The organism is Streptococcus mitis, from assembly GCF_946188695.1.
In the GTDB taxonomy this organism is placed as follows: Bacteria; Bacillota; Bacilli; order Lactobacillales; family Streptococcaceae; genus Streptococcus; species Streptococcus mitis_DF.
In genome coordinates, this window is record NZ_CAMHWI010000021.1 from 1 (window position 1) to 14,908 (window position 14,908).

At 39.3% G+C, this 14,908-nt stretch carries 14 protein-coding genes and 2 pseudogenes; 4 read left to right on the forward strand and 12 right to left on the reverse strand.

The genetic code is table 11. The annotated features are described in order from the left end of the window. The first annotated feature begins 139 nt into the window (after positions 1-139). Positions 140-889, forward strand: a complete 750-nt coding sequence (locus N8L33_RS08535) for a lysophospholipid acyltransferase family protein (protein ID WP_261059605.1) — start codon at positions 140-142, stop codon at positions 887-889. Positions 890-932: 43 nt separating this feature from the next. Here N8L33_RS08535 and N8L33_RS08540 read toward each other — a convergent pair whose 3' ends face one another. From N8L33_RS08540 to rpsO, 6 genes are all read right to left on the reverse strand, one after another. After that, on the reverse strand, positions 933-1,625 hold the full coding sequence (locus tag N8L33_RS08540) for an alpha/beta hydrolase-fold protein (RefSeq protein WP_261059606.1): 693 nt from the start codon (positions 1,623-1,625) through the stop codon (positions 933-935). Continuing rightward, positions 1,606-2,616, reverse strand: coding sequence for an ABC transporter substrate-binding protein (locus N8L33_RS08545; RefSeq protein ID WP_261059607.1), 1,011 nt, complete (start codon positions 2,614-2,616; stop codon positions 1,606-1,608). Before N8L33_RS08545 ends, N8L33_RS08540 begins: the two co-directional genes overlap by 20 nt. 19 nt (positions 2,617-2,635) lie before the next feature. Then, positions 2,636-3,391, reverse strand: coding sequence for an ABC transporter ATP-binding protein (locus tag N8L33_RS08550; RefSeq protein ID WP_261059608.1), 756 nt, complete (start codon positions 3,389-3,391; stop codon positions 2,636-2,638). 1 nt (position 3,392) lies between these two features. Then, positions 3,393-4,439 carry a FecCD family ABC transporter permease gene (locus N8L33_RS08555; RefSeq protein ID WP_261059609.1) on the reverse strand — a complete coding sequence of 349 codons (1,047 nt, stop codon included), beginning with the start codon at positions 4,437-4,439 and terminating at the stop codon, positions 3,393-3,395. A gap of 235 nt (positions 4,440-4,674) precedes the next feature. Next, positions 4,675-5,286 carry a CadD family cadmium resistance transporter gene (locus N8L33_RS08560; protein ID WP_049487351.1) on the reverse strand — a complete coding sequence of 204 codons (612 nt, stop codon included), beginning with the start codon at positions 5,284-5,286 and terminating at the stop codon, positions 4,675-4,677. An 814-nt stretch (positions 5,287-6,100) separates the two neighbouring features. After that, positions 6,101-6,370, reverse strand: coding sequence for a 30S ribosomal protein S15 (gene rpsO / locus N8L33_RS08565; RefSeq protein WP_001018251.1), 270 nt, complete (start codon positions 6,368-6,370; stop codon positions 6,101-6,103). A gap of 202 nt (positions 6,371-6,572) precedes the next feature. Between rpsO and N8L33_RS08570 the strand changes: the two are divergent. From N8L33_RS08570 to thrS, 3 genes and pseudogenes are all read left to right on the forward strand, one after another. Then, a pseudogene (locus N8L33_RS08570) lies at positions 6,573-6,946 on the forward strand (hypothetical protein). Positions 6,947-7,019: 73 nt separating this feature from the next. Next, positions 7,020-7,228 (forward strand): annotated as a pseudogene (locus tag N8L33_RS10185) (hypothetical protein). Positions 7,229-7,268: 40 nt separating this feature from the next. After that, a complete protein-coding gene (gene thrS / locus N8L33_RS08575) occupies positions 7,269-9,212 on the forward strand; it encodes a threonine--tRNA ligase (protein ID WP_000608345.1) in 1,944 nt (647 codons plus the stop codon). Positions 9,213-9,455: 243 nt separating this feature from the next. Here thrS and N8L33_RS08580 read toward each other — a convergent pair whose 3' ends face one another. The 6 genes from N8L33_RS08580 to N8L33_RS08605 form a co-directional block, all read right to left on the reverse strand. Then, positions 9,456-10,505: a DUF389 domain-containing protein gene (locus tag N8L33_RS08580; RefSeq protein ID WP_261059611.1), complete on the reverse strand. Its 1,050-nt coding sequence runs from the start codon at positions 10,503-10,505 to the stop codon at positions 9,456-9,458. Then, positions 10,502-10,825 (reverse strand): potassium channel family protein, encoded by a 324-nt coding sequence (locus N8L33_RS08585; RefSeq protein WP_000825751.1) that lies wholly within the window; start codon positions 10,823-10,825, stop codon positions 10,502-10,504. The genes N8L33_RS08580 and N8L33_RS08585 overlap by 4 nt, the downstream gene beginning before the upstream one ends. Continuing rightward, on the reverse strand, positions 10,822-11,181 hold the full coding sequence (locus tag N8L33_RS08590) for a hypothetical protein (protein ID WP_000397555.1): 360 nt from the start codon (positions 11,179-11,181) through the stop codon (positions 10,822-10,824). Before N8L33_RS08590 ends, N8L33_RS08585 begins: the two co-directional genes overlap by 4 nt. After that, positions 11,106-11,408 (reverse strand): TMEM175 family protein, encoded by a 303-nt coding sequence (locus N8L33_RS08595; RefSeq protein WP_006151097.1) that lies wholly within the window; start codon positions 11,406-11,408, stop codon positions 11,106-11,108. Before N8L33_RS08595 ends, N8L33_RS08590 begins: the two co-directional genes overlap by 76 nt. 410 nt (positions 11,409-11,818) lie before the next feature. Beyond that, complete coding sequence (locus N8L33_RS08600; protein ID WP_261059612.1) at positions 11,819-12,868, reverse strand: DUF389 domain-containing protein; 1,050 nt, start codon at positions 12,866-12,868, stop codon at positions 11,819-11,821. Positions 12,869-13,154: 286 nt separating this feature from the next. Beyond that, positions 13,155-14,666, reverse strand: coding sequence for an ATP-binding cassette domain-containing protein (locus N8L33_RS08605; RefSeq protein ID WP_261059613.1), 1,512 nt, complete (start codon positions 14,664-14,666; stop codon positions 13,155-13,157). Positions 14,667-14,908: the final 242 nt, after the last annotated feature.

Genomic DNA, 14,908 nt, shown 5'->3' on the forward strand with positions numbered 1-14,908 from the left:
CTACTGATTTCACGCGTTTTTCTCATACTGAAGGCTAGGTTGGGGGAAACTGGAAGTTAGTTTTAGAAGTTACCAAAAGTTTGCCAGCCCTTCTTTGATAAGGTATAATAATAACAAGAAAATAATCGAAGGAGATCGCATGTTTTATACTTATTTACGTGGATTGGTTGTCTTGCTCCTCTGGTCCATCAATGGCAATGCCCACTATCATAATACTGATAAAATTCCTAATCAAGATGAAAATTATATTCTGGTTGCACCTCACCGCACCTGGTGGGATCCTGTTTACATGGCCTTTGCGACCAAGCCAAAACAGTTTATCTTTATGGCCAAAAAAGAGCTCTTTGCCAACCGCATCTTTGGTTGGTGGATTCGTATGTGTGGTGCCTTTCCTATTGACCGTGAAAATCCTAGCGCCTCAGCCATCAAATATCCTATCAATGTTCTCAAAAAAAGTGATCGCTCTCTCATCATGTTTCCAAGCGGGAGCCGTCACTCAAACGATGTCAAAGGTGGCGTAGCCCTGATTGCCAAGATGGCCAAGGTTCGTATCATGCCTGTTACCTATACAGGTCCTATGACCTTGAAAGGCTTGGTTAGCCGTGAGCGTGTCGATATGAACTTTGGAAATCCAATAGATATCTCAGATATCAAGAAAATGAATGATGAAGGCATTGAAACAGTCGCCAATCGTATCCAAACAGAATTCCAACGTCTGGACCAAGAAACCAAACAATGGCATAATGATAAAAAACCAAACCCACTCTGGTGGTTTATCCGTATCCCTGCCCTCATCCTTGCCATTATCCTCGCTATCCTAACCATCATCTTTAGCTTTATCGCAAGCTTCGTATGGAATCCAGATAAGAAAAGAGAAAAACTTGCTTAAATAAATACAACAATCCCTTGGAAAAAGCCAAGGGATAAATCTTTTATTCGATTTTCCATTTTTGGGCCAACCAGCTGGAAAAGGCTAAAAATCGTTCAGCTACTTGTTCATGGTGTCCATAAGGATCAAAGACAAACTGGCCGTTCGGATAGCATTTCTGAAGACTGGTATGAATCTGCTCAGCATAGGTTGGTGCTTGAGCCAAGCGATTGCTATGATTGACTCCTTCTGTTTGACCGTTCTGTAAATACAGCAAACAATCTAGATTTTTCACTGTCTCTGCCTTGCAGTAAGTCACAAAATCAGGATACCAAAAAGAACCGCAAATAGAGAAAACAGAAGAAACCTTGTCAAAGCTGAAAAGACTGTAGACTGCCGCCAAACCACCTAGTGAGTAGCCTCCATAAGCAAGGCGAGTTTCGTCCAGGCGATAAAGTGACTGCAACTTGTCTAAAAGACCTCCAAATAAATGATCATGATAGACGTTGGCCTGACCTCCAAAATCTGGAGCCCCATCTCTCAGAGCAGCTGCCTTCCAGGGAGTGTAATCATCTAGGCGATTTTTAGAGGTCAAGCCCACTAAAATCACAGATTCGGAAAGGGACGATAGGAAATCCAAATTTCCATCATTCAATAAAATAGCCGGATAGGTTTGATTGAGGTCGTAGTTAGAAGGAAGGCTGATTTTGACTTGAATTCCTTCCCAATCAAACTCATTATTTATTGATAAAGTCATTGATTTTCTCAAGGGAATCAATCACTGCTGGACCATAGTCCATCAATTCATCGTAAGAGATGGTCATAATTTTTTGATTCTTAATAGCAGGAACGCTTTCCAAAACAGCATTTGCCTTCATCAGCTCTACTGCTTTTTCATCCAATTTTTTATTGCGATCGCTGGTTACATAGATAATCAATTCAGGATCCATTGACACGAGGTTTTCCAAGGTCAAGCCTGATGTCCCCGTAGCAACGTTGGTATAACCAAGTTGATTCAGCAAACTTTCTTGCAAAGCAGACTTGTAGGCACCGAAGGTTTGATCATTATAAGCAACCATAATCAAAGCCTTTTTCTTTTCACCTTGGCTTGCTGGGTTTGCTTTCTTAACAGCGTCAATTTTAGTTTGTAATTGGGTTGCGTATTCACTGGCCTTGTCCTGCACATTAAAAATCATTCCAAGATTTTTGACATCTTCTACGATATTCCCCAAATCTTGCTGAATTGTTGAGAGAGAAGCTTTTTGCGTATAAACTGGGATTTTGTTTTCATTCCAAGTGCTAACTGTCCCCAAGGATTTTTCAGAAAACATCATGTTTCGACCCATCACAGCGTCTGGCTCATAAGAAAGGACTGTCTCTTGTGAGACTGTTTTTTTATCCCCAATTTGAGGAATAGTCGCAATCGCGTCCTTGTATTTGTCCGTCACAGCATTGTCTGGATTGAGCATGCCAACAATTTTATCCTTCAACCCCAACTCCAATAAGATTTCAGTGGTTGAAAGATTGTTGGTGATAACTTTTTCAGGTGCCTTGTCAAAGACTTGTTCGACTTCATTTCCTTTAGCATCATAGGTCTTAACCGTTAACGGATAAGTCGTCTCTGCTTTAGCCTTTTGACTTGTCTCTGTGCTAGACTGTGTGGTAGTTTTTTCTGTAGTAGTATTACCACAAGCTGCCATGGTTAGAGTAGCTACTGTTATGAGTAAAATACTGAGTGTTTTTTTCATCTTGTTTTCCTTTTCATTCTTATAAATAGTGAATCATAGCTTGCTGGTCCTCGGTCCAAGTAACCTGACTTTGAACTCCGTATACAGTTTGCAATGATTCAGGGGTGATGGTCTCCTTTGGAGTCCCTTGGTAAAGGATTTCTCCCTCTTTCATCAGATAGAGATAATCCGAATAGCGACAAGCAAGTTGAATATCATGTAGGACAGCTAGAACATTGACCTTGAGCCCCTTCACAATGGCCAACAAGTCTAGCTGATACCTGATATCCAGGTGATTGGTTGGTTCGTCCAGGAGCAAGAGAGTCGGTTCTTGCGCCAAGGCGCGGGCTAATAAGACTCGTTGTTTCTCCCCCCCTGACAGAGAAGAATAGAGACGAGTTTTCTTCTCGAGCATATCCACCTTAACGAGAGCATCTTGAACGAGGGCATAATCCCTTTCCTTTTCCTTCTGTAAAAAAGAGAGGTGGGGAGTTCTTCCCAGCAAGACGATTTCCTCAACTGTACAATCAAACTGCAATTGATTAAACTGAGTGACAACTGCCATTTGCTTGGCTGTTTCTTTGATTGTCCATTGTTCAAGAGGTTTTCCATCTAGGCTTATCAAGCCTTTGTCCGCCCTTTCCTGACGATAGAGGAGTTTAAGCAGGCTGGTTTTCCCACTTCCATTTGGTCCTAGTATCGTGTGAAATTGATGCCCCTCAACCTTAAGAGAAACTCCTTTGAGGATTTTTTTCTCTCCTAGTCCAAAGTGGACATCCTGACAAATCAAGTCCATATCAGCCCTTCACCTCCCTTCGCCTACCTCCAACAATGTAGATAAAGAAGGGAGCACCTACCAAGGCCGTGAAAATACCAATAGGCAACTCAGCATTTGGAATAGTGACACGAGAGAGTACATCTGCCCAGATAACGAAAAGGGCACCTAGTAAAGTCGCAACAGGAAAAAGTCTCCTGTAATTCGTTCCTACTAACCCTCGAGCTAAGTGAGGAGTAATTAGACCGACAAATCCAATAATCCCACAGGTTGCCACCAAGACTGCTGTCAGCACAGCTACCATGGTCACATAAAGATACCAATAAAAGCGTAAGGGAATCCCCAAAGTTAAAGCAGCCTCATCTCCCATCATCATCGCATTAAAAACACGATACTGAGTAGAGAAAAATAGAAAGGCCATTCCTACTACTATAGTTGGAAGGACTAAGTCAGACCAGGTAGTTCCGGCAAGCGAACCCATGGTCCAAAACTTAATGGTCATCACACTGTCCGCATTAGCGCCAACTGAGATAATAAAGTTGGAAAATGCCAGAAAAAGAGCATTGACCACTGTTCCTGATAAAATCAGACTAGAAGTCGTCATCCTTCCCTGCATAGAGGCAATGATGAGGACAGCAATTGTTGCCAAAATCGCTCCAAGAAAAGCGCCAAGGCTAATCATCACTTTTAAACCAAGAATGATGCTCAAGGTTGCTCCTAGAGTTGCTCCCGCAGATATTCCTAAGACATAAGGCTCTGCGATGGGATTGTTCACTGTAGACTGCATCACACTACCACACATAGAAAGGCCTGCTCCTACTATCAGACCTAACAATACTCGGGGGAATCTCATGTTCCATACAATGGCAAGAGTGGACTTGGAAACCTCTCCTATCTCAAGAGGAAACCCCAATCTGCTCAAAATAATCCGATAAGTATCTCCTAGATGAATCGCAACGGATCCCATTGAAACTGCTAGAAAGAGAGAAATCCCTAAAATACCTAGCAAAACAACTAAAAGTAACACAAATTGCTGGTCTTGTCGGCTTCCAGAAAATTTGGAAAGCATGCAAACCTCCTTTGATAGAATCTTAAAAATTTAGAAAATTCTCATGAAAAAGTATACCATATTTTCAACAATGGAACAAGATGAGAACAAATGAATATAGTTGATTTTATTGTGCTAGGAACCGTAACCGAAGATTATACTTGAGTATATCGAGGTAAGGTGCCAACGCAAAAAGCCCTCTGAAGTCAGAGAGCTGATTTGAGCTCGGGCTAAAATCCTAGTGAAACAAAAAAATCTACACGGTCAGAAAAGTCTCTATCGTGCCATTTTCATACATGATATATAGTCCAAGTAGAATGAATACTAAGGGCACAATGATTCGCTCGTATTTTTCAATTGTCTCGAATATTAAGGGAATAGAGGATAACACCCGACTAATCTCGCATAAGATAATTATGCCGATTACAAACACAAGCAAGGCCACGAGGGTCTGTGACCAATCTAATGAAGCAAAATAAGGTATATAGATACCTAAATTATCTCCGCCAGACGCAATTGTCAGCAATGTAACTGTCCAAAACAGTTGATTTGCCTTGCTTTGTTCTAATCTTTCAATAATTTCTTCCTCTTCTTCCTCACCTTCTCCAACAATTGCAAAGCGAATCCCTAAATAGATAGGGATTAAACCAAGCAATCCAACCATCCATTCTTCAGGCACGAAATTAACGACATAAGCAGCAACTAAACTCGCCCCTACAAGTAAGCCTGTGCCTAGATATTGCCCCGCATAAATATGCCATTTTTGTTTATTCTGTGATAGCTGTGCAAATAAAATAAATAAAATAATTAAATAATCGATACTGGTGGAAATATAAACACCAATAGCAGATATGATTGTCTGTCCCATAAAAAAACCTCCTGTATTAGTCAGTAATAAATCAGCAGATTTTAGGAGAGCACAGACACATTAATTTAGCTATCGCTAGTGGGTAATTTCGAACATAGGAAAGCATTTTACTCCTCCTCAAAACGTAGTTACAAAGTAATTTCTAACTGGAATTCGGTGACTACTTCCATGTAAAGTATAACATACTATACTTTACTTCGTAAAGTGTGGGCTCTCCGAAGGGGCTTGCAGACAGCTACTCGGCTTGAAAAGCCGAGTAGCTACGCACCCTTATGGTGTAATTAGCTGATACCATTTGAGGTTTTTGTAGTCTCCAAAATTGTGACCGATAAAACCTCAATAAAAAAGCCCTCTAAAAATCAGAGAGCTGATTTGAGCCCGGGCTAAAATCCTAGTGAAAAAGATGAAACTCCTTGTGTTCATCGAACACGGTGTCCTTTCCCTATTTTCATACGGATTTTTGACGCCCTCAGCATCATAATTCTTGCTGGATAAATCGTTTATAGACTAGGCGACGAGGAGAAGAATGTACGAAACTTTCAGTGAAACAAAAAATCTCCCCGAAGGGAGAATATCTGGTTTATTTTACCTTACAGTGCTAGGAACCGTAACCAAAGATAATACTTGAGCATACCAAAGTAAGGTGACAAAAGTAAAAAAGCTACCCAATTTAGAGTAGCTTCATTATCAAGATATGCTCAATTGAACACGGCCTAAGCACTTGGCAAAAAAGATAAAATCTCCTAGAAACTGAAGTTTCTTCGTCAATTTTCCTATTTTTGCTTTGTGCTTTTGACGGCCTTTGTATCTTGAATTAGCGACGAAGTCCTAGAGAGTTGATCAACTCACGGTAACGGTTAACGTCGTTTTTACGCAAGTATGCAAGCAAGTTACGACGGCGACCGATTTTTTTCATCAATCCACGGTAAGTAGCGTGGTCTTTTTTGTGTTGTTTGATGTGTTCGTTAAGGTGGTTGATTTCCCAAGTAAGGACAGCAACTTGAACCTCTACTGAACCTGTATCACCTTCGTGACGTGCATATTGTGCGATGATTTCATTTTTTTTCTCTTTTGAGATTGCCATGATGTTTCTCCTTTTTATTTGGCTTCATCCGAGTGACAGGTTGGCATGCCTGTAACCAAGAAGAAGTTATTTGTCTTTACGACAATCCCTATTCTACCAATAACTAACTTCTTTGTCAACAGATTTACTTTCTTGTTTTAAATATGCTATAATGATTATGGTAAGAAATCTAAGTTATCTGTTTTTAAACGAGGTGATTACCATGCCTAGATTCTATTCCCATCTCCCCTACTATCTGGTCATCTTTTTCTTTTACTGGCCACTTTATGAGTTGTTATCACTAATCGTTTCTGACCCCCTTTTGCTCAAAAGTCTCTACGTAAATAATATTCTCTTCTTTACACCTCTGGTAATCTTGATTGTATCGCTACTCTATAGCTACCGTTTCCGTTTCTCACTTTGGTGGTTAATTGGTAACGGACTGCTCTTTTGCTTTACTATCATAACTTTTGGTGAGTTTATACTAATTTACTTGCTAATCTATGAAACCTTGGCTCTGGTGGGCATGGCTTCCGGTATTGGCATCAAGCATATTCTACAAAAATGAAAAACAAAAAACTTTCACAAAATCCTTGAAAAATCTCACAATCATGCTATAATAATCCATAGAGACAAGTCACTTAGTCCCTTTCTACTAGAGAGTGCGTGGTTGCTGGAAACGCATAGAGAGCCTAAACTGATACTACTCTTGAGTTTTTTATGAAAACATAAAACGGTGGCCACGTTAGAGCCAATCAGAGGTGTCCCTCTCTTTTGAGGTACATAAATGAAGGTGGAACCACGTTGCGACGTCCTTTCGAGGAGGTCGCTTTTTGTTTTTCTAGCTTTCACAATCCTCTGTCCCTGTTTTTAAAATAGGGCTCACACATTCGTCAATAATATAAGTAAGGAGAACATCATGATTAACATTACTTTCCCAGATGGCGCTGTTCGTGAATTCGAATCTGGCGTGACAACTTTTGAAATTGCCCAATCTATCAGCAATTCCCTAGCAAAAAAAGCCTTGGCTGGTAAATTTAACGGCAAACTCATCGACACTACTCGTGCTATCACTGAAGATGGAAGCATCGAAATTGTGACACCTGACCACGAAGATGCCCTTCCAATCTTGCGTCACTCAGCTGCTCACTTGTTCGCCCAAGCAGCTCGTCGTCTTTTCCCAGACATTCACTTGGGTGTTGGTCCAGCCATCGAGGACGGCTTCTACTACGATACTGACAACACAGCTGGTCAAATCTCTAACGAAGACCTTCCTCGTATCGAAGAAGAAATGCAAAAAATTGTCAAAGAAAACTTCCCATCAATTCGTGAAGAAGTGACTAAAGACGAGGCACGTGAAATCTTTAAAAACGACCCTTACAAGTTGGAATTGATTGAAGAACACTCAGAAGACGAAGGCGGTTTGACTATCTATCGTCAGGGTGAATATGTAGACCTTTGCCGTGGCCCACACGTCCCTTCAACAGGCCGTATCCAAATCTTCCACCTTCTCCATGTAGCAGGTGCTTACTGGCGTGGAAATAGCGACAACGCTATGATGCAACGTATCTACGGTACAGCTTGGTTTGACAAAAAAGACTTGAAAAACTACCTTCAAATGCGTGAAGAAGCTAAGGAACGTGACCACCGTAAACTTGGTAAAGAGCTTGATCTCTTCATGATTTCTCAAGAGGTTGGTCAAGGACTTCCATTCTGGTTGCCAAATGGTGCGACTATCCGTCGTGAATTGGAACGCTACATCGTAGACAAAGAGTTGGCTTCTGGCTACCAACACGTATACACTCCACCACTTGCTTCTGTTGAACTTTACAAGACTTCTGGTCACTGGGATCATTACCAAGAAGACATGTTCCCAACTATGGACATGGGTGACGGGGAAGAATTTGTCCTTCGTCCAATGAACTGTCCGCACCACATCCAAGTCTTCAAACACCATGTTCATTCTTACCGTGAGTTGCCAATCCGTATTGCTGAAATCGGTATGATGCACCGTTATGAAAAATCTGGTGCCCTCACTGGTCTTCAACGTGTACGTGAAATGTCACTCAACGACGGTCACCTCTTTGTGACTCCAGAACAAATCCAAGAAGAATTCCAGCGTGCCCTTCAGTTGATTATCGATGTTTATGAAGATTTCAACTTGACTGAATACCGCTTCCGCCTCTCTCTTCGTGACCCTCAAGATACTCACAAGTACTTTGACAACGATGAGATGTGGGAAAATGCTCAAACCATGCTTCGTGCAGCCCTTGATGAAATGGGCGTGGACTACTTTGAAGCCGAAGGTGAAGCAGCCTTCTACGGACCAAAATTGGATATTCAAGTTAAGACCGCTCTTGGAAAAGAAGAAACTCTTTCTACTATCCAACTTGACTTCTTGCTTCCAGAACGCTTCGACCTTAAATATATCGGAGCTGATGGTGAAGAGCACCGTCCAGTTATGATCCACCGTGGAGTTATCTCAACTATGGAACGCTTCACAGCTATCTTGATTGAGAACTACAAGGGTGCCTTCCCAACATGGCTAGCACCTCACCAAGTAACTCTCATCCCAGTATCTAACGAAAAACACGTGGACTACGCATGGGAAGTAGCTAAAAAACTCCGTGACCGTGGTGTCCGTGCAGATGTAGATGAGCGCAATGAAAAAATGCAGTTCAAGATCCGTGCGTCACAAACAAGCAAGATTCCTTACCAATTGATCGTTGGGGACAAGGAAATGGAAGACGGAACTGTTAACGTTCGTCGCTATGGCCAAAAAGAAACACAAACTGTCTCAGTTGATGACTTTGTTCAAGCTATCCTAGCTGATATCGCCAACAAATCACGCGTTGAGAAATAAGAGATAAAATCCTAGCTACCTAAAAAGCAACAACTATTTCAGCTGTTGCTTTTTATATTTTTACTCAATGAAAATCAAAAAGCAAACTAGGAAGCTAGCCGCAAGCTGTACTTGAGTACGGTAAGGCGACGCTGACGTGGTTTGAATTTGATTTTCGAAGAGTATTATTTAATCCGAGCTAGTAGTGATTGACCAAACCACCACACAAGATTTACTTTCATGAGTTAGATAAAGTCAGTATCCTCAATCCTTGTCTGCTTCATTTTCTTTTACGATATCTTTTTGTGAATCCTTTTCAGAGAGTTTTTGATCGATATACTTGTTAATGGTTTCATAAAATTCCTTGGTCGAATCACTGTCTAATTTTGTCGAATTATGAACTTGATTGACTTTCAATTGAACAGATTGAATACCGTAAGAGGCTTGTTTTTGGTGGAGCGTTTCTAATTCTTCTTCTGAAATCGGATCTCCAACAACCGTCAAGACCAACTCATTGTTTCTTGATTTGTAGACTTGATTAATGACCGTGTGATTGGCGAACTCTTTTCCTACAAACTGCTTGATTCCTTCTTTTCGCGCTTGATCTATCGTCAGAGTGACTGCTGAATAACTAGCCGGAAGAATCAATAATACAATCAAGGATATCAACCCAATTCTCATTTTAATGTTTAGCTCTTTAAATGAACTTAAGGGAGATTTTCTCATCATAATTCTTGTTCCAACAATGTTGATTAGCATGATAAAGACACAGTTGATCAAGAAAAGATAGAGAGCCCCCAATAAAAATCGTACATTCCCATTAGCTAAACCATAGCCAGCAGTACAGATAGGCGGCATCAGAGCTGTAGCAATGGCTACTCCTGGCACGATATTGTTTGCTTCTTTTTTCCTTGAACCGATCACACCAGCAATCCCACCAGCAATAGCAATGAGGACATCCCAAATGGTTGGAGAGGTTCGTGCAATCAACTCGCTACTTGCATAAGACAAGGGAGAAATCCAGAAATACAGAGTCGAGACAAGCAAACTGACCAACACTTGAGTCAATAAAACCTCTAGAGATTGCTTGATTAAACGCGTATCAAAAATAGCTAAACCGAATCCCAGTCCAACAATCGGTGTCATGAGAGGTGAAATCAACATGGCTCCTATAATGACAGCTGTTGAATTCATATTTAGTCCGATAGAGGCAATAAAAATTGCACACATCAAAATCGCTGTATCTCTCAATCGAACATGAAGGTCATCGTATAATTTCTCACGGTATTCCCGTGTTGAATAATTGGCAGTCATTTGTCCTCTCCTCTTTCCTTATTTAAATTGGTATAATAATTAAAAATAACAGCTGATAAACAGCCAAAAAATATGAGCCCATAAATCGTCAAGAAGACACTGGTAATCCTTCCAATCAAGGTCACAGCTAGGAGATCCCCGTAGCCGACAGTCGTCGAAGTCACAAAAGCATACCAAAGACCGTCTCCGTAATTTGTGATAGCAGGTTCAACTAGGAAAAGCACGCCTCCTGACCCAAAAACAAAGGTCACAAAACTCAGAGCAAACCGAGTAAAACCCGTAACCTGCATAATATGCCATAACATTTTTAAACGTTTCATTTGTTCTCCTTATTCATACTAGCTCCTGACCGAGCCGTTTTTTTCCAATAATCAAAGTGAAGATAGGACATGATCTCCATCAGAGAAAGATAGACAAACTGATAGATCTGATTTAAGCTGATTATCAACTGATATTGTTTGAAAAATGACTGGAAGAAAGACCAGATATGACTGTCTTGAATCAGTCCCTTCTTAATATCAGACAGGATATTAGCTAAAGCTCCCAAGGACTGAAACGGTAAATCCTTGACATTTATATAGATCCGGTCCACCACATCATTCAGACTGGTATCTTGGATGGCATGAAATTCTCCAAAGAGAACTCCTGCCGCTCCAAGAGTAGAAACAAATTCCACCAAATAATTTCTGAGGAAATTTTCTCAACCTTTTCCCATAATGTGTTTAGTGCCATCCATAACGATCCCAACCAGAAAAAGGAAAGAAAACAAGCAAAGAAATTTTGCCGTAAATCCCAAAAAGCTTCAAGACTTGGTGTTGTTGGTTTTTCTAACTCTAAAACCAAGATGGTCATAATAATTGCTAGAACAGCATCTGTCAATACAATTAATCTGTCTTTCTTCATCGGATTGCATCCCCTTTCTTTTTTGTAACATTCTATCTTATCGCATAATATTGGATATTCTTTCATAATCCGACTACAAACAAAAATAAACCAAAAAGTATGTCCCTATTATACTATATTTAACTCTAGAAGTATTCATCCATCTAATTAATAAATATATCATATTTCACAATAAGTGAATACTATCAAAGATTCATCATGGTGTGGATTTTACCCCCAAAATTACAGAGAATGGAGCTGATAAACACTAAACGTTCACACCATTAGTTAAATGATTTTTTGTTCATCATTTTTCTTAGATGATAGAACTTCTAATTTATTTCTTATTCAAGCAAAAACAACCTGCTATAAGTAAGAAAGAGGAAGATACAAGAAAAACACGGCGTAAAAACCGATTCAGTTCATTGTCCTCAATCCTTGTCTGCTTCATTTTCTTTTACGAGATCGTTTTGTGAATCTTTTTCAGAGAGTTTTTGATCAATATACTTGTCAATGTTTTCATAAAATTCCTTGGTCGCTTCACTATCTAATGTTGGCGAGTTCTGAACTTGATTCACTTTCAATTGAACAGATTGAATACCGTAAGAGGCTTGTTTTTGGTGGAGTGTTTCTAATTCTTCTTCTGAAATCGGATCTCCAACAACCGTCAAGACCAATTCATTGTTACTTGACTTGTAGACTTGATTAATAACCGTATAATTGGCGAACTCTTTTCCTACAAACTGTTTGATCCCTTCTTTGCGCGCTTGATCTATCGTCAGAGTGACTGCTGAATAACTAGCCGGAAGAATCAATAATACAATCAAGGATATCAACCCAATTCTCATTTTAATGTTTAGCTCTTTAAATGAACTTAAGGGAGATTTTCTCATCAAAATTCTTGTTCCAACAATATTGGTTAGCATGATAAAGACACAGTTGATCAAGAAAAGATAGAGAGCTCCAAATAAAAATCGTACATTTCCATTAGCTAAACCATATCCTGCAGTACAGATAGGTGGCATCAGAGCTGTTGCAATGGCTACTCCTGGCACGATATTGTTTGCTTCTTTTTTCCTTGACCCAATTACGCCTGCTATCCCACCAGCAATAGCAATGAGAACATCCCAAATGGTTGGAGAGGTTCGTGCAATCAATTCGCTACTTTCATAAGATAAGGGAGAAATCCAGAAATACAGAGCTGAGACAAGCAAGCTGACCAATACTTGGGTAAATAAAACCTCTAGAGATTGCTTGATTAAACGCGTATCAAAAATAGCTAAACCAAACCCCAGTCCAACAATCGGTGTCATAAGAGGGGAAATCAGCATGGCTCCAATAATGACAGCTGTTGAATTCATATTTAGGCCGATAGAGGCAATAAAAATCGCACACATCAAAATCACTGTATCTCTTAATCGAACATGAAGATCATCATATAATTTCTCACGGTATTCACGTGTTGAATAGTTTCCGGTCATTGGTTACTCCTTTTATTTCATATAATTTTGTTTCTGCATGGATGATGGTAGAGAGACTTCTGTCCAGTCTTACATATTTTTCTTCTCACCTGTTATACTTTTGAAAATTATCCTCTAAGTATCCGTCAGTCCATCCTTAACATTATATCAAAAATTTTACAGTCTTTCTCTGACGAAATCTATCAATTGAATAGATAGATGAAGCAAGAAATTTTTGTTTCCTTATCCGAAGAAGGAAAAACGGTATCTCTCCTTAATACTATGCGTTTTATTCTTTATAATTTAGCTATTTCAAAATTACAAGTTCTCCATTCTTAATTTCCCAAACTTGGTCAAACTTACTTAATAATTCGTTTTGGCGATGTAAAGTAACAATGACGGCACTTGGTAGTTCCAGAACTCTTTCCAATTCCATTTTAAACTGATTAGTATCCAAGGCAGAGAAAGGTTCGTCTAGGATAAGCAATGGATTTTTACGATTTTTCTCACGATTTAAATACATTCGTTGTTGCTGACCACCTGACAGGGATTGTGGTGGAATTTTTTCAAAATCTTCTTCTCTGAATTTTTCATTGAAACTATTGAATAGCGTTACATTATTTTCATAACTCGAAATAAATGTATGTTCTTGTTGCAAAATCATACCGAATCTTCCCCAAAGATGGTCCAAAACAAGCCCATCTAGCACAATTTGTCCTTCAAAATCTTCATCTGTTCCATTTAAAATGTTGAGAAGACTACTTTTTCCAGACCCATTCTTACCAATAAGCGCAATTTTATCCCCTTTTTGAATCGTAGCGGAAGTAATTATCAATTTTGATTCTCCCAGTTGTTTGGAAATGTTTTTCAAACTAATCATATCAAAAGAATGTTGAGGTGCTTGAACTGAAACGGGTCTCCCAACAATGTTTTGAAAACTCTTGATTACAGGCTTTACGGACTCTAACATTTGTAAATCATAAAGGATTTCCTGTATTGGTTCAGAAAAAGCATTAATATATCCGAAACTCGCCACCACCTCAGGAATACCGAGTTGCTGGTGAGATAGAGAGTAGGCTAAATAAATAAACAGAACAAGACTAATGAATTCAAAAGAAACACCTGTCAATAAGATGCCTGTAATTTTTGTCAAACCATACTTAAAATACTTATCCTGCAAATTCTTTAGAGAACTCTTTTGTTGATTCAAAAAATGCGACATAGTTAGTTTATTTACCAAATGATGTCCCATGAGCAAATCCTCCAAAGTTCGATAGTAATCTCCTTGTTTTTTCAAGTAAACCTGTCTACGATTAGCGGTCAACTTCCCAACGATTTTAGGAATTTGAATACTAATTCCAGTGGAAAAGATTAAAATCAGTGATACAATAGGATTAATTGTTCTGCTAATAATGAAAGCGTAAATGATGATACGTAAAATTTGTTTGATAAAACTCATCAATGGAGGAAGGTAGTCCTTTTCCAACGAATCTAGGTCATTCGATTGATAGGAAATATACTCTGCTACTGTTTTCTGCTTGAAATCGTGGTGACTGAGTCCCAGAAGTGAACGAAACCACTCATTTTTCAAAGTAGTCGAAAAGATAATCCCCTGCTTCCAATCAAGTATCATTTGGATATAGTTACAACTCAAATAGCCTGCCACTGACATAGAGTAACCATATAGAGCTACTTGATAATCCCCTTTGATTAATGCCTGCGTGAAATACGGTAACAAAGCTGTGCAGATATTCGATACTACACCAAAAAGAAAATTAAAGAAGAGATACCATCTAATAGTTTTAAGATATGGTAGCATATACGATACTCCTTGCTAATGCGTTTTTTTACATATCGCAGAACAATCTCTACTATTCCCTATTTCAGATAGTGCGATACTCGGACATTGAGTGCAATAATTGTAAATCACACAAGTACTGCAGTTTTTACTATCATTCAAAATATAATTTGCTATTTTGTAAAATATAGGTCTATCTCATGTTTCTTTGATAGATGTAAAATGAATATTTCCAATACTTCTATTGAAAGCTTTTTCAGTTT